General features: G+C 61.0%; 20 protein-coding genes. 8 read left to right on the top strand and 12 right to left on the bottom strand.

Going from position 1 to position 24,178, the window contains the following annotated elements:
* From B7L09_RS32175 to B7L09_RS22760, 8 genes are all read left to right on the top strand, one after another.
* Positions 1 to 310 (top strand): hypothetical protein (locus B7L09_RS32175; RefSeq protein ID WP_217902016.1); only part of this gene is annotated, 310 nt, incomplete at its 5' end.
* A gap of 680 nt (positions 311 to 990) precedes the next feature.
* Entirely contained in the window at positions 991 to 2,151 is a 1,161-nt protein-coding gene (locus tag B7L09_RS22790) for an efflux RND transporter periplasmic adaptor subunit (protein ID WP_094470749.1), read from the top strand.
* Positions 2,148 to 5,249, top strand: coding sequence for a multidrug efflux RND transporter permease subunit (locus tag B7L09_RS22785; protein ID WP_094470748.1), 3,102 nt, complete (start codon positions 2,148 to 2,150; stop codon positions 5,247 to 5,249). The genes B7L09_RS22790 and B7L09_RS22785 overlap by 4 nt, the downstream gene beginning before the upstream one ends.
* 9 nt (positions 5,250 to 5,258) lie before the next feature.
* Positions 5,259 to 5,936 (top strand): heavy metal response regulator transcription factor, encoded by a 678-nt coding sequence (locus B7L09_RS22780; protein WP_094470747.1) that lies wholly within the window; start codon positions 5,259 to 5,261, stop codon positions 5,934 to 5,936.
* Complete coding sequence (locus B7L09_RS22775) at positions 5,926 to 7,290, top strand: heavy metal sensor histidine kinase (RefSeq protein ID WP_094470746.1); 1,365 nt, start codon at positions 5,926 to 5,928, stop codon at positions 7,288 to 7,290. Before B7L09_RS22780 ends, B7L09_RS22775 begins: the two co-directional genes overlap by 11 nt.
* Before the next feature lie 274 nt (positions 7,291 to 7,564).
* On the top strand, positions 7,565 to 7,789 hold the full coding sequence (locus tag B7L09_RS22770) for a hypothetical protein (protein ID WP_094470750.1): 225 nt from the start codon (positions 7,565 to 7,567) through the stop codon (positions 7,787 to 7,789).
* Between the two features lie 195 nt (positions 7,790 to 7,984).
* Positions 7,985 to 9,304, top strand: a complete 1,320-nt coding sequence (locus B7L09_RS22765; protein ID WP_094470745.1) for an OprD family porin — start codon at positions 7,985 to 7,987, stop codon at positions 9,302 to 9,304.
* Positions 9,305 to 9,451: 147 nt separating this feature from the next.
* Positions 9,452 to 10,948 carry a sensor domain-containing diguanylate cyclase gene (locus B7L09_RS22760; RefSeq protein WP_094470744.1) on the top strand — a complete coding sequence of 499 codons (1,497 nt, stop codon included), beginning with the start codon at positions 9,452 to 9,454 and terminating at the stop codon, positions 10,946 to 10,948.
* Positions 10,949 to 11,096: 148 nt separating this feature from the next.
* Here B7L09_RS22760 and lpxC read toward each other — a convergent pair whose 3' ends face one another.
* The 12 genes from lpxC to B7L09_RS32905 form a co-directional block, all read right to left on the bottom strand.
* On the bottom strand, positions 11,097 to 12,008 hold the full coding sequence (gene lpxC, locus B7L09_RS22755) for a UDP-3-O-acyl-N-acetylglucosamine deacetylase (protein ID WP_003216227.1): 912 nt from the start codon (positions 12,006 to 12,008) through the stop codon (positions 11,097 to 11,099).
* Positions 12,009 to 12,120: 112 nt separating this feature from the next.
* Positions 12,121 to 13,314: a cell division protein FtsZ gene (ftsZ, locus tag B7L09_RS22750; RefSeq protein WP_094470743.1), complete on the bottom strand. Its 1,194-nt coding sequence runs from the start codon at positions 13,312 to 13,314 to the stop codon at positions 12,121 to 12,123.
* Positions 13,315 to 13,425: 111 nt separating this feature from the next.
* On the bottom strand, positions 13,426 to 14,685 hold the full coding sequence (ftsA, locus tag B7L09_RS22745; protein ID WP_094470742.1) for a cell division protein FtsA: 1,260 nt from the start codon (positions 14,683 to 14,685) through the stop codon (positions 13,426 to 13,428).
* A 15-nt stretch (positions 14,686 to 14,700) separates the two neighbouring features.
* The gene (locus B7L09_RS22740; protein ID WP_094470741.1) at positions 14,701 to 15,570 is read right to left on the bottom strand and encodes a cell division protein FtsQ/DivIB; all 870 of its coding nucleotides are present in this window, start codon (positions 15,568 to 15,570) and stop codon (positions 14,701 to 14,703) included.
* Positions 15,571 to 15,574: 4 nt separating this feature from the next.
* The gene (locus B7L09_RS22735; protein ID WP_094470740.1) at positions 15,575 to 16,543 is read right to left on the bottom strand and encodes a D-alanine--D-alanine ligase; all 969 of its coding nucleotides are present in this window, start codon (positions 16,541 to 16,543) and stop codon (positions 15,575 to 15,577) included.
* Positions 16,540 to 18,000, bottom strand: a complete 1,461-nt coding sequence (gene murC, locus B7L09_RS22730) for a UDP-N-acetylmuramate--L-alanine ligase (protein ID WP_094470739.1) — start codon at positions 17,998 to 18,000, stop codon at positions 16,540 to 16,542. Before murC ends, B7L09_RS22735 begins: the two co-directional genes overlap by 4 nt.
* A complete protein-coding gene (gene murG / locus B7L09_RS22725) occupies positions 17,993 to 19,063 on the bottom strand; it encodes an undecaprenyldiphospho-muramoylpentapeptide beta-N-acetylglucosaminyltransferase (protein ID WP_094470738.1) in 1,071 nt (356 codons plus the stop codon). The genes murC and murG overlap by 8 nt, the downstream gene beginning before the upstream one ends.
* Complete coding sequence (ftsW, locus tag B7L09_RS22720) at positions 19,053 to 20,270, bottom strand: putative lipid II flippase FtsW (protein ID WP_094470737.1); 1,218 nt, start codon at positions 20,268 to 20,270, stop codon at positions 19,053 to 19,055. Before ftsW ends, murG begins: the two co-directional genes overlap by 11 nt.
* Complete coding sequence (gene murD / locus B7L09_RS22715) at positions 20,267 to 21,613, bottom strand: UDP-N-acetylmuramoyl-L-alanine--D-glutamate ligase (RefSeq protein WP_094470736.1); 1,347 nt, start codon at positions 21,611 to 21,613, stop codon at positions 20,267 to 20,269. The genes ftsW and murD overlap by 4 nt, the downstream gene beginning before the upstream one ends.
* 6 nt (positions 21,614 to 21,619) lie before the next feature.
* Entirely contained in the window at positions 21,620 to 22,702 is a 1,083-nt protein-coding gene (mraY, locus tag B7L09_RS22710) for a phospho-N-acetylmuramoyl-pentapeptide-transferase (RefSeq protein WP_094470735.1), read from the bottom strand.
* Entirely contained in the window at positions 22,702 to 24,069 is a 1,368-nt protein-coding gene (locus B7L09_RS22705) for a UDP-N-acetylmuramoyl-tripeptide--D-alanyl-D-alanine ligase (RefSeq protein ID WP_094470734.1), read from the bottom strand. The genes mraY and B7L09_RS22705 overlap by 1 nt, the downstream gene beginning before the upstream one ends.
* A partial coding sequence (locus B7L09_RS32905) for a hypothetical protein (protein ID WP_438269342.1) occupies positions 24,062 to 24,178 on the bottom strand: 117 nt, incomplete at its 5' end. The genes B7L09_RS32905 and B7L09_RS22705, both read right to left, overlap by 8 nt.

The raw sequence follows: 24,178 nt of genomic DNA, 5'->3' as shown, positions 1-24,178 counted from the left end.
GGCGTACACCTGCAAATTGCAGGTCGGCTGTCAGGCCGCCTTCGCAGGCAAGCCAGATCCCACAGGGAATGATGTACATCTGCAAGTGATTGGTCGGCTGTCAGGCCGCCATCGCTGGCAAGCCAGCTCCCACAGGGTTCGGGTACATCTGCAAGTCATCGGTCGGCTGTCAGGCCGCCATCGCGATCAGGCTCGCTCCTACAAATCGATCGGCGTACACGCTTCGCTTTTTGGTCGGCTGGCAGGTCGCCTTCGCTGGCAAGCCTCGCTCCTACAGTGGAACGATGCACGGTTGAAAGAGATCGGTTGACCATGAGAATGCCTCGCGAGCAGGCTCGCTCCTACAATGAGACGGTGTACATCTGCAAGAAATTGGTCGGTTCTCAGGCCGCCATCGCTGGCAGGCCAGCTCCCACAGGGTTCGGTGAACACCTGCAAGAAATTGGTCGGCTGTCAGGCCGCCATCGCGAGCAGGCTCACTCCTACAATGGACGGTGTACGCCCGAGGCTTCTCACCACTCATTAGGCCGAGCGTTAGCTCGCCTGCAGCTTTTGATCTTGATCCACCCGCCCCTTCGGGAGGCCGAGTGGAGGCGTTCATCTGGGGGGGGGCGCGTAGCGCCGTGCGGCGAAGCCGCACACATCGAGAGGAGGTCGAAGCGAAGCCGACCGGAGGCGATGCCCCCAGATGAATGCCGGAGCGAAGGAACGCCGAGCCCAGGCGAGGGGCCGGACGCCGGGGCGAGACCTTTTGGTTCCTTTTGGGGCGTTTGCCAAAAGGGACTCGCTGTAAGAGCGAAACCATAAGCGGCCGTTACCGCAGAAATGGATATGTACGCCCTCAACAAGAGCTTGGTCGGCTACCAGGCCGCCAAGCCCAAACTGACAGCGCCGTCAGTTAGCAGTCACCTTCCTGACCAGCGAACAGGTTTATAAAGGAGGTATAAACCTGACCCGACTCCCGACCACCTAGCCCGGCGCCCCACTCGCATGCGAATTCAGAAAAAAACCGCCTTCATCGCAGGTCTGTTGATCGCCTTGGCAGCGCTGGGCACCTGGTACCTCACCAAACCCGCCACCGCCAAACTAGCCGCGCCCACAGCGATCCCGGTCCGGGTCGTCAGCGTCACCGAAAAAGACGTCCCCCGCTACGTCAGCGGCATCGGCTCGGTGCTGTCGTTGCACAGCGTGGTGATCCGCCCGCAAATCGACGGCATCCTCACCAAGCTGCTGGTCAAAGAGGGCCAATTGGTGAACAACGGTGACTTGCTGGCGACCATCGATGACCGCTCGATCCGCGCCAGCCTCGACCAGGCCAAGGCGCAACTGGGGGAAAGCCAGGCGCAGCTGCAAGTGGCATTGGTCAACCTCAAACGCTACAAAGAACTGAGCATCGACGACGGCGTGTCCAAACAGACCTACGACCAACAACAAGCCCTAGTCAACCAACTCAAAGCCACCGCCCAAGGCAATCAAGCGTCAATCGACGCCGCTCAGGTGCAGCTTTCCTACACCCAGATTCGCTCGCCGGTCACTGGCCGCGTCGGTATTCGCACGGTAGATGAGGGCAACTTCCTGCGCATGAGTGACACCCAGGGCCTGTTCTCCGTGACGCAAATCGACCCGATCGCCGTGGAGTTCTCCCTGCCGCAACAAATGCTGCCCACCCTGCAAGGCCTGATCGGCGACCCCGAGCGCGCACAAGTGAAGGCCTATATCGGCGCCGACACCGACGGTGAAACTGGCAACCTGCTGGGCGAAGGCCACTTGAGCCTGATCGACAACCAGATCAGTTCCACCACCGGNACCATCCGCGCCAAGGCCGAATTCAACAACCCCGGGCAGAAACTCTGGCCGGGCCTGCTGGTGACGGTAAAAATTCAGACAGCCTTGGAGAAAGATGCGCTGGTGGTCCCGCCCACTGTCGTACAGCGCGGCCTCGATCAACATTTCGTGTACCGGGTCAACGGCGACAAGGTCGAAACCGTCACCGTACAAATGGTCTACCAAGGCAGCGGCCAGGACATCATCAAAGGCGTGAAACCGGGTGACGTGCTGGTCAGCGACGGCCAGTCGCGGCTCAAACCCGGCTCGACCGTGCAGGTCATGACCGAGCCGCCGCAAGTGGTGCAATCGGAGTCGAAGCCATGAAGGGCCACGGTTCTGTCTCGGCCTGGTGCATCGATCATCCGGTGGCGACCATCCTGCTGACCTTTGCCCTGGTGTTGCTCGGCGTCATCGCCTTCCCGCGCCTGCCGATCGCGCCGCTGCCGGAAGCCGAATTCCCGACCATTCAGGTCGCCGCACAACTGCCCGGCGCCAGCCCCGAAACCATGGCGTCGTCGGTTGCTACGCCGCTGGAGGTGCAATTCAGCGCCATCCCCGGCATGACCCAAATGACCTCCAGCAGTGCCTTGGGCTCAAGCCTCCTGACCCTGCAATTCACCCTGAACAAGAGCATCGACACCGCTGCCCAGGAAGTGCAGGCGGCGATCAACACCGCGTCCGGCAAACTGCCGAAAGACATGCCGACCCTGCCGACGTGGCGCAAGGTCAACCCGGCTGACAGCCCGGTACTGATCCTCAGCGTCAACTCGACACAAATGCCCGGCACTGAACTCAGCGACCTGGTGGAAACCCTGCTCTCCCGCCAGATCAGTCAGATCGACGGTGTAGGCCAAATCAACATCACCGGTCAGCAACGTCCGGCGATCCGCGTTCAGGCGTCTGCCGACAAACTCGCGGCCATCGGCCTGACCCTGGCGGACATTCGCCTGGCGATTCAGAACACCAGCCTCAACCTCGCCAAAGGTGCGTTGTATGGCGAGTCGAGCATCTCGACGCTGTCGACCAACGACCAGTTGTTCCATCCCGAGGAATACAGCCAACTCATCGTTTCCTACAAGGACGGAGCCCCGGTTCACCTCAAGGATGTCGCCAAAGTCGTCAACGGTTCGGAAGACGCCTACGTGCAAGCCTGGGCCGGTGACAAGCCGGGGGTGAACCTGGTGATTTCCCGGCAACCGGGCGCCAACATCGTCGAGACCGTGGATCGCATCCAGGCTGCCCTGCCCGGCCTCGAAGCCATGCTGCCGGCCTCGGTGCAGGTCAGCGTGTTGACCGACCGCACCAAGACCATCCGCGCCTCCCTGCATGAAGTGGAAGTCACCTTGCTGATCGCCATCTTGCTGGTGGTGGCCGTGATGGCACTGTTCCTGCGCCAGTTATCCGCGACGATGATTGTGTCCAGCGTGCTGGGTGTGTCGCTGATCGCCAGTTTCGCCTTGATGTACCTGATGGGCTTCAGCCTGAACAACCTGACGCTGGTGGCGATCGTGATCGCCGTGGGCTTTGTGGTGGACGATGCCATCGTGGTGGTGGAGAACATTCACCGCCACCTGGAAGCAGGGCTCGACAAGCGCGAAGCCGCGATCAAGGGTTCCGGCGAGATTGGCTTTACCGTGGTGTCCATCAGCTTCTCGCTGGTGGCGGCGTTTATTCCGCTGCTGTTCATGGGCGGCGTGGTCGGAAGGCTGTTCAAGGAATTCGCCCTGACCGCCACATCGACCATCATGATTTCGGTGGTGGTGTCGCTGACGTTGGCGCCGACCCTGGCCGCGCTGTTCATGCGCGCCCCGGTGCATCACGCCCACAGCAAAGCCACGTTCGGCGAACGCTTGCTGGCAGGCTATGAAAAACTGCTGCGCCGCGCCCTCGCCCATCAGAAATTGATGATCGGTGTGTTCTGCCTGTCGCTGGGCCTGGCGATTGCCGGTTACATCTTTATCCCCAAAGGGTTCTTCCCGGTACAGGACACCGGTTTTGTCCTCGGCACCACCGAAGCCGCCGCCGATATTTCCTACGGCGACATGGTGAAAAAACACCTGGCGATGGCCGAAATCGTCGCCGCAGACCCAGCAGTTGCGGCGTTTTCCCACTCGGTCGGCGTCTCGGGCAGTAACCAGACCATCGCCAACGGCCGCTTCTGGATCGCCTTGAAANAGCGCAGTGATCGCGATGTATCCGCCAGCCAGTTCATCGACCGCATCCGCCCAAAACTGGCGAAGGTGCCGGGTATCGTGCTTTACCTTCGCGCCGGCCAGGACATCAACCTCAGCTCCGGCCCCAGCCGCGCCCAGTATCAGTATGTGCTCAAGAGCAACGACGGCCCGACGCTGAACACCTGGACCCAACGCCTGACCGAAAAACTGCGCGCCAACCCGGCCTTCCGCGACCTGTCCAACGACCTGCAACTGGGCGGCAGCATCACCCACATCAGCATCGACCGCAGCGCCGCCGCGCGTTTCGGCCTGACTGCCAGCGATGTCGATGAAGCGCTGTACGACGCGTTCGGGCAGCGGCAGATCAATGAGTTCCAAACCCAGATCAACCAGTACAACGTGATCCTGGAACTGGACACCAAGCAACGCGGCAAGGCCGAAAGCCTGAACTACTTCTACCTGCGCTCACCGCTGAGCGGGGAAATGGTGCCGCTGTCGGCCCTGGCGAAATTCGATGCGCCGACGGTTGGCCCGTTGTCTATTGCCCACGACGGCATGTTCCCGGCCGCCAACTTGTCNTTCAACCTCGCCCCCGGCGTGGCGTTGGGTGATGCGGTGATCATGCTCAACCAGGCCAAGAATGAAATCGGCATGCCGGCCACCATGATCGGCACGTTCCAGGGTGCGGCCCAGGCGTTCCAGAGTTCGCTGGCCAGCCAGCCGTGGCTGATCCTCGCCGCGCTGGTGGCGGTGTACATCATTCTCGGCGTGCTCTACGAGAGCTTCGTGCATCCGCTGACCATCATCTCGACCTTGCCATCGGCGGGCCTGGGTGCACTGATCATGCTGTGGCTGCTGGGCCAGGACTTTTCGATCATGGCCTTGATCGGCCTGGTGTTGCTGATCGGGATTGTGAAGAAAAACGGCATCCTGATGATCGACTTTGCCCTGGAAGCCCAGCGCGTACGCGGGCTGGCGCCTGAGGAGGCGATTTACGAAGCGTGCGTCACCCGGTTCCGACCGATCATCATGACCACCCTCGCCGCCTTGCTCGGCGCGGTGCCGTTGATGCTCGGTTCCGGGCCTGGTGCGGAACTGCGTCAGCCACTGGGTATCGCAGTGGTTGGCGGCTTGCTGGTGAGCCAGGCGCTGACCCTGTTCACCACACCGGTCATATACTTGTGGCTTGAGCGGCTATTCCATAAGCCCAAACCCGCACCGATGCCGGCGCTGGCAACCACAGACTGAGGCGGGGTCATGCGCGTTCTGATTATCGAAGACGAAGAAAAAACCGCGGACTATCTGCACCGCGGCCTGACGGAGCANGGTTACACCGTGGACCTGGCGCGGGACGGCGTCGAAGGCCTGCACCTGGCGCTGGAAAGCGACTACGCGGTGATCGTCCTCGACGTCATGCTGCCGGGCCTCGATGGCTTCGGCGTATTGCGAGCACTGCGTGCGCGCAAGCAAACGCCGGTGATCATGCTCACCGCCCGCGAGCGCGTAGAAGACCGCATCAAAGGCCTGCGCGACGGTGCCGACGATTACCTTGGCAAACCGTTTTCCTTCCTCGAACTGGTGGCGCGCCTGCAAGCGCTGACNCGTCGCAGCGGCGGTCATGAACCGGTGCAAGTGAGCGTCGCCGACCTGTGGATCGATTTGATCAGCCGCAAGGCCAGTCGCAACGGCCTGCGCCTGGACCTGACCGCCAAGGAGTTCTCACTGCTCAGCGTCTTGGCCCGGCGCCAGGGTGAGATCCTATCCAAGACCGCCATTGCGGAGATGGTCTGGGACATCAATTTCGACAGCGACGCCAATGTGGTCGAAGTGGCAATCAAGCGCCTGCGCGCCAAGCTCGACGGGCCGTTCGAGCAGAAGCTGCTGCACACGATCCGGGGCATGGGTTATGTGCTGGAGAGCCGCGGTGTCCAGTAATTCGATTGCCCTGCGCCTGAGCGGAATGTTCACGCTGGTGGCGTTGCTGGTGTTTCTGTTGATCGGCTGGGCCTTGTACCAGCAGGTCGACAAAGGCCTGGGTTTGCTGCCTGAGGCGGAGCTGGACGCGCGTTACAGCGTGCTCGAATCCACCGTCGGGCGTTACGGTACGCCGGAGCATTGGGTGAAGATCAACAACAAGCTCAAGTTGCTCGGCGAAGAAGACAAGCGCATCAGTTTCTGGATTATCAGCGGCGACCCTCACTACGAATACGGCAACCTGACGCCGCAGATCCGCGCCTTTGCCGAAGGGCCGCTGGGGATGCGCGACATGACGTTGCCAGACCAGCCTTATCCGCTGAAAGTGCTGGTGAGCCAGTTCCCGGCCAAGGATCAGCGTCCGCCGCTGCGCTTCATGATCGGCATCGACACCGAGACGTTTTTACAGACCCAGCATCATTTGCTGATCGCGCTGATCAGCCTGGCAATTATTGGCGTGTTGCTGGCCTCCGCGCTGGGGTATTGGGTGGCGCGGATTGGCCTCAAACCTTTGATCAAGTTGTCGCAGGAAGCCCAGCGCCTGGCGCCGCCGTTGCGATCCGGGCGCTTGCGCTTATCGTCGTTGCCGCCGGAGCTCAATCAGTTCGTCAATTCGTTCAACTCCACGCTGGAGCGGGTCGAGCAGGCCTATTCGCGTCTTGAGTCATTCAACGCCGACGTCGCCCACGAACTGCGCTCGCCGCTGACCAACCTGATCGGCCAGACCCAAGTAGCGCTGACGCGCGGCCGTTCCGCCGAGCATTACTTCGAGGTGTTGCAATCGAACCTCGAAGAGCTGGAACGCCTGCGCTCGATCATCAATGACATGCTGTTTCTTGCCAGCGCGGATCAGGGCAGCAAGGCGACCAAACTGACCTCCACCTCGCTGGCCGATGAAGTGGCGACGACGCTGGAGTACCTGGATTTCATTCTTGAGGATGCGCAGGTTCAGGTGCAGGTCAGTGGTGATGCGCAGGTACGGATCGAGATTGCTCATCTGCGCCGGGCGTTGATCAATTTGCTGAGTAACGCGGTGCAACACACCGAACCCGGCCAGGTGATTCAAGTGCGCATCGAGGTTGAGGAGCATCAGGTCAGCATCGGCGTGGCCAACCCGGGATCGCCGATTGCCAGCGAGCATTTGCCACGGCTGTTCGAACGCTTCTATCGGGTGGACGCGTCGCGCAGCAACAGCGGGGCCAATCACGGGTTGGGGCTGGCCATCGTCAAGGCAATTGCGTTGATGCATGGCGGGGATGTGTTTGTGCGCAGTGACCACGGCATGAATACGTTTGGAATCCATTTACCGGTCTGACTTTGCCCGGCTCGGAATCCCCCCTCACCCTAACCCTCTCCCCAAGGGTAGAGGGGACTGACCGCGGCGCGCTTCGAACNNCGANCGGCTCCCTTTCCCCCTCTCCCCCATGGGGAGAGGGCTGGGGTGAGGGGTGTTTCTTTGCACCAACGAAAAACTCGACTCTTACCTCCTACGCAACAGTCCTTTCATGAATCCGCTCTTTTTCCCCTGTCCAATCCCCCTTACCTTTGCCCGCACCAAACAGCACTTGCCAAGCAAGAAGGTTTTAAAGATGTCCAACACTATGGGTATTGCCAGCGCTTTCGTTTTGTCCTCTTTGTTCCTGTCACCATTCGCCATGGCTGAAGAGTCGCAGACGTTCGTCGCGCAAAATGCCGCGCGCGCCGCGGCGTATGAAGAGCATCAGAGCGAAATGACCGCCAAGGCCCAGGACGCTGCACAAACCCCTCAAGCGTCAACCTCTACGACCCAGCAACGGGTTGAGAAAGACAGCTGATCCCGCGTCACCGCTCCTTTTCCCTCGACACTTTTCATCGGCTCTTCCCTTTGAAAAGTTGTCTTCAAAGCCGCTGCTATCAGCGGCTTTTTTTCGTTGTGGTTTAAACGCCATCCGGTTCGTCTTCACTAACAAGAAACATTTTGCACTTCAAGCATATGAAGTGTTCAGTTGACCCAAGGAGCTTTACTGCAAGTGCGTTTCCCTCTCCGCTTCACCCCGCTGTTCATTGCAATCGCTGCAACGATGACCCCCGCCGCACACGCCGCCGACGAATCCAGTCAGGAAGGTTTTGCTGAAGGTTCGAGCCTCAACCTCAATGCCCGAAACTACTACATGAACCGTAACCGCCTGCAGCAGGCGGACGACAACATCGAATGGGGCCAGGGTTTCCTCGGCATCTTTGAATCGGGTTTTACCCAGGGCACCGTCGGATTCGGCGTTGATGCCCACGCCATGCTCGGGCTCAAGCTCGACGGCGGTGGCGGCACGGATGGTTCTAGCATCCTGCCAATCAGCGATGGCAACGGCAAATCGCCGGGATCGTTCTCGACGGCGGGGGGCACGCTGAAAATGCGTGCTTTTGATACCGAGTTGAAGGCCGGCGACCTGTTCCTCAACAACCCGGTCATCGCCGGCGGCATGACCCGCATGTTGCCGCAGGACTTCCGTGGCGTAAGCCTGACCAACCACAGCTTCGACGGCTGGATGCTCGAAGGCGGCCAGGCCAGTTTCACCAAGCTCTACAACCAGAGCGGCCACCGTCGCATCGGCACCAGCTACGGCACGCTGCCGGACNNTGCCGACAGCCAGCACCTGAACTGGGCCGGCATAGCGTGGAGCGGTCTGCCGGGGTTGACCAGCAGCCTGTACGCGTCCGAACTCAAGGACATCTGGAACCAGTACTACTACGACCTGGATTACACCTACGCGCTGAACGACCTGGTCAGCCTCAACCCGGGCCTGCACTTCTATCACACGCAAGACACCGGCGATGCGCTGCTGGGTAACATCGACAACAACNCCTACAGCCTGCATTTCACCGTCGGCGTGGGTAACCACAGCGTCACCGCTGCCTACCAGCGGGTCAACGGCAACACGCCGTTCGACTACATCAGCCAGGGCGACAGCATTTACCTGGACAACTCCCAGCAATACTCGGACTTCAACGGCCCCAACGAGCGCTCGTGGAAACTCAAGTATGCCTACGACTTCGCCGGCCTCGGCATGCCCGGGCTGACCTCGGCGCTGTCGTACTCTCGAGGAGAACTGGACCTGACCAAAGTCGATCCAGAGAGCCGCGGCTACGCCTCGTGGTACAGCGCCGACGGCAAAAACGCCAGGCACTGGGAACGAGACATCGATCTCAAGTACGTGGTCCAGAGCGGCAAGGCCAAGGATCTGGCGGTGCGCCTGCAATGGGCCACCAACCGTGGCGGCAATGGCTATGGCGCGCTGGATCAAGACACCGATGAATACCGGGTGATCGTCGACTACCCGTTCAATGTCTTCTAAGCTTGAATAAACAAAAGGCCAGCACGTTTTACTGGCCTTTTGTTTATCAGGGACTTATACAGGCGCCCTGAACGCAAATGGCTCCCGGGGTTCTGCCCGATGCTTGCAGCACTACTTTCATAACGCTTATCAGCAGAAGCCAGAACCATGAGTGTGAGCCGTACACAACCTCACGATCCGATCCGTTCGACCCGGTCGGACCAGCTTCTGGTTCTCGGCAGTTTGCTGCTGGTGATCGCTATCCTGAGCATCGTCGCATTCCTGTTGGTGCGTGAGCGTGCCAATGCAGAATTGTCTGCCACACGCTCAGCGTCCAACATCGTGCAATTGATCGACGCCGACGTACTGCGCAATGTCGAACTCTATGACCTGTCCTTGCTCGGCCTGATCGCGGCCTCGCAGCGAGAAGACCTCAAGCAAGTCTCCGCCGCCATCCGCCATCTGGCCTTGTTCGACCGCGCCACCGCTGCGCCGTACAAGGGCGACATTCTGTTGCTCGACAACAAGGGCGACGTGATCGCCGACTCAGCGTCGGTGGAGCCCAGAAAGGGCAATTTTGCCGATCGAGAGTATTTTCAGTCCCACGTCAACAATCGCGACCCGGGCATGTTCATCAGCCGTCCCTTCCGCTCAAGGCAGGCTGAACACGAATGGCGAATCAGCTTCAGTCGCCGGGTCAGCGGCTCGCAGGGCGAATTCCTCGGCGTGGCCGAAGCTGCCATGCGCTTGAGTTACTTCGATCAGTTGTTCAACAGCTTGAGTATCGGCAAGGACAGCTCGGTCAACCTGATCAGCTCGGACGGCATCCTGTTGGCCCAGGAACCGCGACTGGCCGAAGAGCTGATTGGCAAGGACTTCAGCAGCCGACCCAACTTCCAGCGCATCGTCAAAGAAGGCAACGGCAGCTTCACCAGTGTTTCAAGCCGCTACCAGGACAAACGCCTGTACACGTTCTCCAAGGTGGGCAACTTGCCGTTGATCGTCATCGTTGCCCTCTCCAGCGACGAAGTGTTTGCGTCGTGGAAACGCACGGCGGTGGTGGTCAGCTCTGCAACCGGTGCCTTGTGCGTGAGCCTGCTGTGGCTGACGTGGTTGCTCCGCCGGGAGTTGCGTCGGCGCCACAACGCCGAACACGAACTGGCGCAATTGGCCGCCACCGATGCGTTGACGGGGCTGGCCAACCGCCGAACGCTGGATCAGGCCCTGCGCCATGAATGGTTTCGCGCACAACGTTCCGGCATGCCTTTGTCGCTGCTGATGATTGACGCCGACCATTTCAAAGCGTTCAACGACCTTCATGGCCATCAGGCTGGCGACGAAGCGCTGCGCTCGTTGGCCAACGTCATCAGCGCCCACATCCGACGACCGGCGGACCTGGCAGCCCGTTACGGCGGCGAAGAGTTTTCAGTGATCCTGGCGGAAACCGATAGCGCGGGTGCGCGGCAGATTGCCGAACACATCCGCAAGGCGGTTGAGCAGTTGCCGATGATTCAGGGCGCCGAGTTGCCGATGACTGTCAGTATCGGGATCAGCACCTGGACGACTTCGAACGATATCAGCTTGGAGAGTTTGCTGTTTGCAGCGGACAAGGCGTTGTATCAGGCGAAGGAAAAGGGGCGGAATCGGGTGGTCGCCACGCAGTAAAATCCAGGGTGTTTGTTCTGGCCCCATCGCAGGCAAGCCCGNTCGCAGGCAAGCCCGCGATGGGGCCGGAACAAACACCACCTCTTTCCCGCAGGCATAAAAAAAGGCCACCCGAAGGCAGCCTTTAAAAACTAGAGAGGGTTGTTACTTACACCGCCGCAACGGGACGCATGTAAGAGATCGGTGCGGTGCTGGCATCTTCGAAGGTCACGACTTCCCAAGCATCTGTCTGTGCAATCAACTTGCGCAGCAGCTGGTTGTTCAGGGCGTGGCCCGACTTGAAGCCTTTGAACTCGCCTATCAGGCTATTGCCCAGCAGGTAGAGGTCACCGATTGCATCGAGGATCTTGTGCTTCACGAATTCGTCTTCATAGCGAAGGCCGTCTTCGTTCAGTACACCATCCGCGTCGACCACAATGGCGTTTTCAACGCTGCCGCCGAGTGCGAGGTTGTGCTTGCGCAGGTACTCGATGTCACTCATGAAACCAAAGGTACGGGCGCGGCTGACTTCTTTTACGAACGAAGTGCTGGAAAAATCCACGCTTGCACTTTGGGTGCGGTCACGGAATACCGGGTGATCGAAATCGATCTCAAAGCTCACTTTAAAGCCTTCGAACGGGACGAAGGTGGCGCGCTTGTCGCCGTCTTCTACTGTCACTTCCCGCAGAATGCGTATGAACTTCTTGGCTGCGTCCTGTTCTTCCAGGCCGGCAGATTGAATCAAGAATACGAAGGGACCAGCGCTGCCATCCATGATGGGGACTTCGGACGCGGAGAGCTCGACGTAGGCGTTATCGATGCCCAGGCCAGCCATGGCCGAGAGCAAGTGCTCCACCGTGTCCACTTTGACGTCACCGTTGACCAATGTGGTCGACATAGTGGTTTCGCCAACGTTTTCCGCGCGAGCAGGAATCTGCACCACAGGGTCCAGGTCGGCACGCACAAACACGATGCCGGTGTCGACAGGTGCAGGCTTGAGGGTCAGGTATACCTTCTCCCCGGAGTGCAGACCTACACCTGTGGCACGAATAATATTCTTCAGGGTGCGTTGTTTAATCATGGCTTGGACCGCTTCAGCGCAAATTGCGAACTGGTATCAACAAAGGCTGGCGATAATAGCAGACCAGACCTTTGCTGAACACCAATCACCTTCATAGCCCTGATACATTCCATTAATCGGCCTGACGACGCAAGAATGCCGGGATGTCCAGGTAATCCAGATCATCCTGCGGATTCAGGNTNNGGGNNGCCGCAGCACCGGCCTGAGCCTGGTTGCGCATCACGGTCGGACGGTCCAGGTCACGGTAGTTTACCGCCGGTTGTTCCTGACGAGCGGGCGCCGATTGTTGCGGCTGGGAGGCCATGGAGGTGTGAACGGTGTTGTCGATGACCTTCACAGGCTTCTCGATTTTCGCGCCCAGACCGGTAGCAACCACGGTTACATGCAGTTCATCACGCATGTCCGGATCGATAACGGTACCGACTTTGACCATCGCGTGCTCGGAAGCGAAGGCTTCGATGATGCTACCCACGTCGGAGTACTCACCCAGGGACAGGTCAGGACCGGCGGTGATATTCACCAGGATGCCGCGTGCGCCTTGCAGGTTCACGTCTTCCAGCAACGGGTTGCGGATGGCCGCTTCAGTGGCTTCACGTGCACGGTTCGGACCGCTGGCGCAGCCAGTGCCCATCATCGCCATGCCCATTTCGCTCATGACGGTACGTACGTCGGCGAAGTCGACGTTGATCATGCCCGGGCGCTTGATGATGTCGGAGATACCGCGAACGGCACCGGCCAGCACATCGTCAGCCTTGGCGAACGCGGACAGCAGGCTTGCGTCCTTGCCCAGGATGGTCAGCAGCTTCTCGTTGGGAATGGTGATCAACGAGTCGACGCTTTCAGACAGCAGACGGATGCCTTCGTCGGCAATCTGCATGCGCTTGCGACCTTCGAACGGGAACGGACGGGTCACGACAGCAACCGTCAGAATGCCCATTTCCTTGGCCACTTCGGCAATGATCGGCGCTGCACCGGTACCGGTACCGCCGCCCATGCCGGTGGTGATGAACACCATGTTGGTGCCTTGCAGCACTTCAGCAATACGCTCGCGGTCTTCGAGAGCGGCCTGACGACCTACTTCAGGGTTGGCGCCGGCGCCAAGGCCTTTGGTCACGGCTGTGCCCAATTGCAGGATGGTCCGCGCGCCGATGCTTTTCAGCGCCTGGGCATCAGTGTTGGCGCAGATGAATTCAACGCCTTCAATGTTGCTCTTGACCATATGGTTGACAGCGTTGCCGCCGCCACCGCCGACACCGATTACTTTGATAACCGGGCTTGCGGGGATGTTGTCTACGAGTTCGAACATGTTCCCTCTCCTTTCGTTTTCTCTAGTTTTTTCGCCTACTGCTTTACATCAGCTCCAAGTTGCAAGCTATTAGCTGCAAGCTTGAAGCGTGTACGGTGCTGCGGTAAATCTTTAGAAGTTGCCTTGTACCCAGCTCTTGATGCGATCGAGCAAGGCGGCTTTCGGTTCTTCATTGCTGTAGCTGTCACGGCTGCTGATGCCCGAGAACGAAATCCCGTCGGACTGCTTCTGCAGGCCGTACAACAGCAAGCCCACACCGGTGGAATAAATCGGGTTGCGCACCACGTCGCCCAGGCCTTTGACGCCATGGGGCACGCCCAGACGGACCGGCATGTGGAAGATTTCCTCGGCCAGTTCGACCGCGCCTTCCATCTTCGAGGTGCCACCGGTCAGCACGATGCCGGCCGGGATCAAATCTTCGTAGCCGCTGCGGCGCAGTTCAGCCTGGATAAGGGTGAACAGCTCGTCATAACGCGGCTCGACCACTTCGGCCAGGGCCTGGCGCGACAGCTCGCGCGGAGGACGGTCGCCCACGCTTGGCACCTTGATGGTTTCACCGGCACCTGCCAGTTTGGCCAGGGCGCAGGCGTAACGGATCTTGATTTCTTCGGCGTACTGGGTCGGCGTGCGCAACGCCATCGCGATGTCGTTGGTGACTTGGTCACCGGCAATCGGGATCACGGCGGTGTGACGGATCGCACCCTCGGTGAAAATCGCGATGTCGGTGGTGCCGCCGCCGATGTCCACCAGGCACACGCCCAGTTCTTTTTCGTCGTCGGTCAGTACCGAATAGGCCGAAGCCAGCTGCTCGAGAATGATGTCGTCGATTTCCAGGCCGCAGCGGCGCACGCATTTTTCAATGTTCTGTGCGGCGTTGACGGCGCAAGTCACCACGTGAACCTTGGCTTCCAGACGNACGCCCGACATGCCCAGCGGCTCACGAACGCCTTCCTGGTTATCGATCACGTAATCCTGCGGCAAGGTGTGCAGCACGCGCTGGTCAGCCGGGATCGCCACGGCCTGGGCGGCGTCGAGGACGCGCTCAAGGTCGGCCGCGCTGACTTCGCGGTCGCGAATCGCCACGATGCCGTGGGAGTTCAGGCTGCGGATGTGGTTGCCGGCCACGCCGACGAACGCCGAGTGAATCCGGCAACCGGCCATCAGCTGCGCTTCTTCGATGGCGCGCTGGATCGATTGCACGGTGGACTCGATGTTCACCACCACGCCCTTCTTCAGGCCCCGGGACGGATGCGTGCCAATACCGACGATTTCGATAACGCCGTCTTCCCCGACCTCGCCCACCAGCGCCACCACTTTGGAGGTGCCGATATCGAGACCGACGATCATTTTGCCGCTTTGCACGTTTGCCATGGGTCCTGCCTCTTCTTAATTCTTCGCGACAGCGGGTTTGGCTGTCGTCGGCGCAGCCGGTTCACGCCAGCCGACGGCCAGGCCGTTGGCGTAACGCAGGTCGACGCTCGCAATGTTCGTAATCTGTTCTTTAAGCGTCTTGTCGTAGATGGCAATGAAGCGGCGCATCTTTTCCACCAGCTTGCCGCGTCCCAGCAGCAGTTCGATCCCCGGGCCCGCGCTGCCGGCGCCGGTGGTCAGGAACCAGCTGCCTCGTTCACGCAACTCCAGGCGTGCAATCGAGAAGCCCAATGGCCTGAGCATCTGGCTCAGCACCTGGTANTGCTGCATCACTTGCTGTTGCGCCCGCTGCGGCCCGAACAACTGCGGCAGGTGCTCGTAGTTGGCCAGTTCACGCGGGGTAAACGCCTGACCCTGGTTGTTCAACAGCGCGCCATCGCCCCAACGGGCCACCGGCAGTTGTTCTTCCAGGCGGATCACGACTTGATCCGGCCACACCCGACGCACTTCGGCGTGGGCAATCCATGGCATCGTTTCAAGCTCGGTGCGCATGCTCGCAAGATCGATGGTGAAGAAGCTCGCCGCCANGTACGGGCCGATGCGCTGCTGTACCGCTTGCTGGCTGATGTAGCTCAAGTCGCCCTGCACGCTGATCTTGGTGATCGGCCGGTCGGCATACGGCAACAGACGCTGTGCGCCTTCGTAAGTGCCGAAGCCCAACGCCACCAGCAGCACCGGCCAGAACAGGCNTTTGATAAAACCAAAGTTGGCTTTCGGCAGGCGCGCCGACATCGGTTCTTTAGCCACCATCCGGCTGGCACCCCGCGGCACCGGCTTGCGGCCGGGAGCTTGTGGGGGCTGATGACGAAGCNGTGCGCCTTGCATGGTCTTAACCTCGCGGCTCTTGGTTGCTGGCAGTACTTGCGGCCAGAATTGCCAGAACCAGTTGCTGGAAATCCAGACCGGCAGCACGGGCCGCCATCGGTACCAGGCTGTGATCGGTCATGCCGGGAGCAGTGTTGACTTCAAGGAACCAGAAATTCCCTTGGTCATCCTGCATCACGTCTGCCCGCGCCCAACCGGCGATACCCAGCGCCTCACAGGCTTTCGCCGTGAGGTCCATCAATTCCTGTTCCTTGATTGCGTCGAGGCCACATGGGATCCGGTACTGAGTATCGGAGGCCAGGTATTTGGCGTCGTAGTCATAAAAGGTGTGGGGCGTGCCCAATGCGATAGGCGGCAATACCTGGCCACGCAGGGTGGCGATGGTGTACTCGGGACCCTGGATCCACTGTTCCACCAACACTTGCGAATCGTAGGTACTTGCCGCTTTCCATGCGTCGATCAATTCGGCGGCGGACGTCACTTTGGCCATCCCGATACTTGAACCTTCATGGGCCGGTTTGACGATCAAAGGGAAGCCCAGTTCCGTCGCTGCCGAAATACAATCGGCCTCAGAGCTCAGTACCGCGTGACGTGGCGTCGGGATGCCGAGGCTGTGCCAGACCTGTTTGGTCCGCAGCTTGTCCATGGCCAGTGCCGAAGCAAGGATGCCGCTGCCGGTGTAAGGGATGCCGGCGCACTCGAGCAGGCCTTGCATGCTGCCGTCTTCACCGCCACGGCCGTGCAGGATGACAAAGGCGCGGTCGATCTTTTCGTTCAGCAAACGCTGCAGAAGGTCATCGCCCACATCGAGGCCGAACGCGTCCACACCAGCGCTCAGCAGCGCGTCGAGGACAGCGTTACCGGACTTCAGGGACACTTCACGCTCGGCACTCTTGCCGCCGAACAGCACGGCGACGCGGCCGAAGTCTTTCGGCGCGACCGTGGAGACGAGGTTGGCGTAGGCAGCAGTCATTTCAACTTCCCCGCAGTCGGCGCGGCAACAGCACCCGCGAATAGCGGACTGGCCAACAGTTTCGGGGCGAGACCACCGATATCACCGGCGCCCTGGCACAGCAGGATGTCGCCGGCACGCAGCAGCGGCTTGACGATTGGCGCCAGGTCCACACCGCGCTCGATGTAGATCGGGTCCAACTGGCCACGCTGGCGGATGCTGTTGCACAGCTTGCGGCTGTCGGCGCCCGGAATCGGCTCTTCACCGGCCGGGTAAACTTCCATCAGCAGCAGCACGTTGGCATCGGCCAATACATTGACGAAGTCGTCGTACAGATCGCGGGTGCGGCTGTAGCGGTGCGGCTGGTAAACCATCACCAGGCGGCGCTCCGGCCAGCCACCGCGTACGGCTTTGATGACCGCTGCGACTTCAGTCGGGTGGTGACCGTAGTCGTCCACCAGCATCACGTCGCCGCCGTCTACCGGCAGTTGGCCGTAGACCTGGAAGCGACGGCCGACACCGGCAAAGCGCGACAGGCCTTCGACGATGGCTTCATCGCTGACGCCCTCATCGGACGCGATGCAAATGGTCGCCAGGGAGTTGAGCACATTGTGGTTGCCCGGCATGTTCACCGACACATCCAGCGGCTCGCGATCCGGGCGCAATACGGTAAAGAAGGTTTGCATGCCTTGCTGGCGCACATTGATGGCGCGCACGTCGCAGTCATCGCCGAAGCCATACGTGACCGTCGGGCGTTTCACCAGCGGCAGGATTTCNCGAACCACCGGATCGTCCAGGCACACCACGGCCAAACCGTAGAACGGCAGGTTGTGCAGGAACTCGACGAAGGTTTTCTTCAACTTGTTGAAGTCACCGTCGTAGGTCGCCATGTGGTCTTCGTCGATGTTGGTGACGACAGCGACCAGCGGTTGCAGGTGCAGGAAGCTTGCGTCGCTTTCATCGGCTTCGGCGATCAGGTAACGGCTGGTGCCGAGCTGGGCATTGGTACCCGCTGCATTCAGACGGCCACCGATCACGAACGTCGGGTCCAGGCCACCGGCCGCGAACACCGAAGCGATCAGGCTGGTGGTGGTGGTTTTGCCGTGGGTACCGGCGACGGCGATGCCGTGGCGATAGCGCATCAGCTCGGCGAGCATCTCGGCACGCGGCACGACCGGAATACGACGTTCAAGGGCAGTGGCCACTTCCGGGTTGGACGTGTTCACGGCGCTGGATACCACCAGCACGTCAGCCTCGGCGGCGTTTTCAGCACGGTGACCGATAAAGATGTGCGCGCCAAAAGACTCGAGACGCTCGGTCACTGGCGAAGCTTTCAGGTCGGAACCGGACACTTCATAGCCCAGGTTCAGCAGCACTTCGGCAATCCCGCACATGCCCACGCCGCCGATGCCAACGAAGTGAATGCGACGGATGCGGCGCATCTCGGGTTGCGGCATGGCTTTCTGATTCTCAACCATGGGCCACCTCCAGGCAGATATCGACCACGGTGCGGGTNGCATCGGGTTTGGCCAGGCGGCGTGCCGCAGTGGCCATGTCGTTGAGTCGTTGTGGTTGCATCAGGACCTCTGTCAGGCGTGCGGCAAGATCCGCNGCGCCAGTCGTTCTTTGCGGCAGCAGGAAGGCAGCGCCCTCCCCGGCCAAATATTCGGCGTTGCGGGTCTGGTGATCGTCGATGGCGTGGGGCAAAGGCACCAGCAAGGACGGCAGACCGGCCGCAGCCAGTTCACTGACGGTCAACGCGCCTGCGCGACAGACCACCAGGTCGGCCCAGCCATAGGCGTGGGCCATGTCTTTGATGAAGGGCTGTACATCAGCCTCCACACCCGCCGCGCGATAGCGCTCTGCAGTCACTTCATCGTGGTTTTTGCCGGCCTGATGAAACACTTCCGGGCGCAGGTCGGGGGCGACTTGCGACAGGGCTTCAGGCAGCAACTTGTTCAACGGCTCTGCGCCCAGGCTTCCGCCCAGAATCAGCAAACGCGCCTTGCGACCCGCCAGGGCGGGGCGCTGTGTTTCGAGGAACAGCTCGGTGCGCACCGGGTTACCGGTGGTCCGACGGCTGTCCGACAGGGTAAAGGTGTCGGGGAACGCTTCACAGACTCGNGCGGCCAACGGCACCAGCAAACGGTTCGCGGTACCGGCGACGGCGTTCTGTTCGTGAACAATCACCGGCACGCCGGCCAGTTTGGCTGCAACGCCGCCGGGGCCGGTCACATAACCACCGAAGCCGACCACGCACACCGGCCGCAGCTGACGAATGATCGCCCGCGCCTGCCAGACGGCCTTGAGCAACACGAACGGCGCCTTGAGCAGGGACAGTTTGCCCTTGCCACGCAGGCCGGTGACGTTGATCCGATGCAGCTCGATGCCGGCCATCGGCACCAGTTCGTTCTCAATCCCACGCGGTGTTCCGAGCCAGTGCACGGTGTAACCGCGGGCCTGGAATTCGCGCGCGCACGCCAGCGCCGGGAACACGTGTCCACCGGTACCGCCCGCCATGATCAAGACGTTAGCGCCCATGGGTCGGCTCCTCGGCGAAGTCGCTCTCGCTGAATTCCATCTCTTCGCTGCCCAGGTGGGTTCGACTCTCCCACTCGATGCGCAGCAATAACCCGAGACACGCGCAGCAAATCACCAACGAACTGCCGCCATAACTGAGGAACGGCAAGGTCAGGCCCTTGGTCGGCAGCAGGCCGACGTTCACACCGATGTTGATCAGGAACTGGCCGATCCACAGGAACGACAAACCGTAGGCNATGTAGGCGGCGAAGAATTGCTTGGCCTTCTCGGCCCAATAGCCGATGTACATGCCACGCACGCAAACAAAGACGAACAACGCCACCGTGCACAAGGAACCCACNNCGCCNAGCTCTTCGGCGAGTACCGAGAACACGAAGTCGGTGTGCGCTTCCGGCAGGTAGAACTGCTTCTGCACGCTGTTGCCCAGGCCCACGCCCAGCCACTCGCCGCGACCGAACGCGATCAACGCCTGCGACAACTGGTAGCCGGCACCGAACTGGTCAGCCCATGGGTCGGCAAAGTTGGTCAGGCGCGCCATTCGATACGGTTGCACTTGAATCAACAGCACCACCGCCCCGACCGCCAGGACCACCATCAAGGAGAAACGGAACAGTCCGACCCCGCCGAGGAACAGCATCGCCGCCGCCGCGCCCATCATGACCACGGTGGCGCCGAAGTCGGGCTCCATCAGCAACAGGCCGGCCATTGGCAGCAACACGATGAATGGCTTGAAGAAGCCCATCCAACTTTCGCGCACTTCTTTCTGGCGACGGACGAGGTAGCCGGCGAGGTAAATCACCACGAAAACCTTGGCGATTTCAGACGGCTGCACGTTGAACGCACCGAAGCCGATCCAGCGCATCGAACCGTTCACCTCGCGGCCGATGCCGGGGAGGATCACCATGACCAGCAAACCAAACGCACCGATCAGCATCAGCCAACCCAGTCGTTGCCAGGTGGCGATCGGAATCATCATGGTGACGACGCAGGCACCCAGGCCCAGCACGATGTAGATCAGGTGGCGAATCATGTAGTACAGGGCACTGCCCGACTGCACGGCCGCCACTTCGGTCGACGCCGAGGCGATCATGACCAGCCCGAGGCCCAGCAACGCGAGGCAACCGGCAAGCATCGGGAAGTCGAGGTCGATACCACGCCCGGTGATGATCGGTGACGGATAGGGCTTGATGATATTGAGCAGGCTCATGCCAGTTCCTCCACGGCGCGGACGAACTGATGACCACGGTCTTCGTAATTCTTGAACATGTCGAAACTGGCGCAGGCAGGCGACAACAGCACGACGTCGCCCGGTTGCGCAGCGGCGCGGCATTGTTCGACGGCTTCGATCAGGGAAGCGGCGCGGATCAGTGGCACGGCATCGCCGATGGCCTCACCGATCTTGTCGGAGTCGCGGCCCATCAGGATCACGGCGCGGCAATGCGCAGCCACCGGCCCTTTAAGGTCCTTGAAGTCGGCACCCTTGCCATCGCCACCGGCGATCAGCACCAGCTTGCCTTCGATGTCAGCACCGAGGCCTTCGATGGCCGCCAGGGCAGCACCGACGTTGGTGGCCTTGGAATCGTTGTAATAGCTGACGCCATTGAGATCGCGGACCCATTGGCAGCGATGCTCGAGGCCAGCGAAGGTACGCAGGCTCGAGAGCATGGCGTCGAACGGCAGGCCGACGGCGTGGCCCAGCGCCAAGGCCGCGAGGGCGTTGGACTGGTTATGTGCGCCACGGATTTTCAGTTCGCGCACCGGCATCAGGTTCTGGAATTCGAAGGCCAGGTACTTTTCGCCGTTCTCTTCGCGAATGCCGAAAGCTTTGAAATCAGGTTTACCCAGGCCGAAGGTCCAGCATGGCAGGCCCTCGCCCATCAGCGGACGGCTCAGGGCATCCTGGCGGTTGACCACCACTTGCCGGGCACCGCGGAAGATCCGGTGCTTGGCCAGGTGATACGCCGGCAGGCCGCTGTAACGGTCCATGTGGTCTTCGCTGACGTTCAGCACGGTGGCCACTTCGGCACCCAGGTCGTGCGTGGTTTCCAGCTGGAAGCTCGACAGCTCCATCACGTACAGCTCGACGTCGTCGCTGAGCAGGTCCAGCGCCGGCGTGCCGAGGTTGCCGCCCACAGCCACGCGCTTGCCGGCCGCAACCGCCATCTCGCCGACCAGGGTCGTCACGGTGCTTTTTGCGTTGGAACCGCTGATGGCGACAATCGGCGCCTTCGCGTTACGCGCGAACAGCTCGATGTCACCGGACAATTTCACGCCGCGGGCGGCAGCAGCTTGCAGGGCCGGTGTCGAAAGAGCCAGGCCGGGGCTCACGTAGAGCTCATCGGCGCGGCACAGAAACTCGACATCCAACTCGCCACAACGCACTTCCACGTGCGGGTAGTCACGGCGCAGCGTGACCAGCTCCGGTGGATTTTCCCGCGTGTCGGCCACGGCAAACGACGTGCCCCGGTTCGCGAGGAAGCGAACCAGGGACATGCCGCTCTTGCCGAGGCCGACAACGATGCGGAAGTGGTCTGAAGCGATCAGGGACACTCGTTTCTACCTCAGTTTCAGGGTGGCAAGGCCGACCAGTACCAGAATCACGGTGATGATCCAGAAACGGACAATCACACGCGGCTCGGGCCAGCCCTTGAGTTCAAAGTGGTGGTGAATCGGCGCCATACGGAACACGCGGCGCCCGGTCAATTTGAAGGAGGCCACCTGGATGACCACCGACAGGGTTTCCATCACGAACACACCGCCCATGATGAACAGCACGATTTCCTGGCGAACGATCACGGCGATGGTGCCTAGGGCCGCGCCCAGCGCCAGTGCGCCGACGTCGCCCATGAAGACTTGTGCGGGATAAGTGTTGAACCACAGGAAGCCCAGGCCGGCACCGATCAGCGCGCCGCAGAACACGATCAACTCACCCGCGCCCGGCACATAAGGGATCAGCAGGTATTCAGCGAACTTCACGTTACCCGACAGGTAGCAGAAGATGCCGAGCGCGCCGCCCACCATCACCGTCGGCATGATCGCCAGGCCATCGAGGCCGTCAGTCAGGTTGACCGCGTTGCTCGAGCCGACGATCACGAAATAGGTCAGAACGACGAAGCCTATGCCCAGCGGAATGCTGTAGTCCTTGAGCATCGGCAGGATCAGGGTGGTTTCCACCGGCGTCGCAGCGGTCATATAAAGGAAGATCGCCGCCGCNAGGCCGAGCACCGACTGCCAGAAATACTTCCAGCGGCTCGGCAGCCCCTTGGAGTTTTTCTCGATCACTTTGCGATAGTCGTCGACCCAGCCGATAGCGCCGAACAGCAAGGTCACCAGCAACACGGTCCAGACGTAACGGTTGCTCAGGTCAGCCCAGAGCAAGGTGCTGACGCCGATGGACGACAGGATCAGTGCGCCGCCCATGGTCGGGGTGCCCGACTTGGACAAGTGCGATTGTGGACCGTCGTTGCGAACGGATTGACCGATTTGCAGGTTCTGCAGGGTGCGGATCATCCACGGGCCCANGAACAGCGACAGAGACAGCGCGGTCAGCACACCCAGAATCCCGCGCAGGGTCAGGTACTGAAAGACCGCGAAGCCTTTGTGGAACTGTTGCAGATACTCAGCCAGCAGCAGCAGCATTAATGTTTCTCCGTACTTGAGCCACACAAGGCCGCGACGACGTTTTCCATCNCNGCGCTGCGCGAGCCCTTGATCAAAATGGTGGTGTTGGTGTCTTGCTCGGCGCCCAGGGCCTTGATCAGTTCAGCCTGAGTGCTGAAGTGAAAGGCCTGTGGACCGAAAGCGTTCACGGCGTGAGCCATCAGTGGCCCGACGGCGTAGAGCGCGGAAACCTTGCCGCGGGCGTATTCGCCCACATCGCGGTGCCCCTGCTCCGCCCAATCGCCCAATTCGCCGATATCCCCGAGCACCAGAACAGTGCGGCCGGAAAAGCCGGCGAGTATATCAACGGCGGCGCACATGGAGGTGGGGTTCGCGTTGTAAGTGTCATCGATCACGCGCATGCCATTTGTGGCCAGTTGCGCGACAGTGCGACCCTTTACCGGTTGCACGGCACCGAGGCCGGTGGCGATGCCGAACAGCGACACACCCAGGGCATGGGCGGCAGCGGCGGCGGCCAAGGCATTGGCGACGTTATGGGTGCCGAGCAGGTTCAGTTGAACGCGCTCCACACCTTCAGGACTGTGCAGATTGAAAGCCGGGCAACCGCGCGCATCGCGATCCAGGTCGCTGGCGTAGAAGTCGGCGCTTGGGTTGTTCAGGGCGAAAGTCAGCACTTTGCGACCGCCCGCACGAGCCTTCCAGATGCCGAACGCCTTGTCGTCAAGATTGAGAACGGCGACGCCATCGGCCTCCAGCCCTTCAATGATCTCGCCCTTGGCTTCAACGATTTTGTCCGGCCCGCCGAACTCGCCGACGTGGGCGGTCCCGGCGTTGTTGAGCACGGCCACATGCGGCTTGGTCAGCGCCACGGTGTAGGCAATTTCGCCGATACGCGAAGCGCCCAGCTCGATCACCGCCGCCGTGTGTTCCGGGGCCAGTTCGAGCAAGGTCAGCGGAGCGCCGAAATCATTGTTCAGGTTGCCACGGGTAGCGAGGACCGGCCCGCGCGTGCGCAGGACGCCAGCGAGCAGTTCCTTGACCGTGGTTTTGCCGCTGGAGCCGGTGATCGCCGCGACCGGGTGGGTAAACGCGGCACGGTTCATCGCGCCCAACTGGCCCAACGCCTGGCGGGTGTCCTTGACCAGCAATTGCGGCAGCGCGCTGTCGGCGACTTCGCGCTCGACCAGAGCGGCAACCGCGCCTTTGCTGGCGACGTCGTTCAAATAGTCATGACCGTCGAAGCGCGGACCGGTCAGAGCAATAAACAGTTGGCCCGGTTTGATCGCGCGGCTGTCGATGCTGACGCCATCGAACGTGGCATCGGCCGCGATCAATCGTGCATTCAGTGCGCCGGCCAGTTCGCTCAGTTTCAAGGCTTTAAGCATGGGCCANCTCCCAGGCCGTCAGCGCGTGATCGGCCTCGACCAGGTCAGAGAAGGCATGGCGTTGGCCGTTGATTTCCTGATAGTCCTCGTGACCTTTACCGGCCAGCAC

The organism is Pseudomonas mandelii (assembly GCF_002251635.1).
In the GTDB taxonomy this organism is placed as follows: domain Bacteria; phylum Pseudomonadota; class Gammaproteobacteria; order Pseudomonadales; family Pseudomonadaceae; genus Aquipseudomonas; species Aquipseudomonas mandelii_B.
The sequence above is the reverse complement of the archived record's forward strand: the minus strand, read 5'-3'. Positions and strand labels throughout refer to the sequence as shown.

Bases quoted from the DNA above. Each gene is read 5' to 3' on its own strand.
- B7L09_RS22770 (WP_094470750.1), top strand. From the start codon at position 7,565: ATGTCCAACACTATGGGTATTGCCAGCGCTTTCGTTTTGTCCTCTTTG.
- B7L09_RS22760 (WP_094470744.1), top strand. From the start codon at position 9,452: ATGAGTGTGAGCCGTACACAACCTCACGATCCGATCCGTTCGACCCGG.
- B7L09_RS22735 (WP_094470740.1), bottom strand. From the start codon at position 16,543: ATGACTGCTGCCTACGCCAACCTCGTCTCCACGGTCGCGCCGAAAGAC.
- lpxC (WP_003216227.1), bottom strand. From the start codon at position 12,008: ATGATTAAACAACGCACCCTGAAGAATATTATTCGTGCCACAGGTGTA.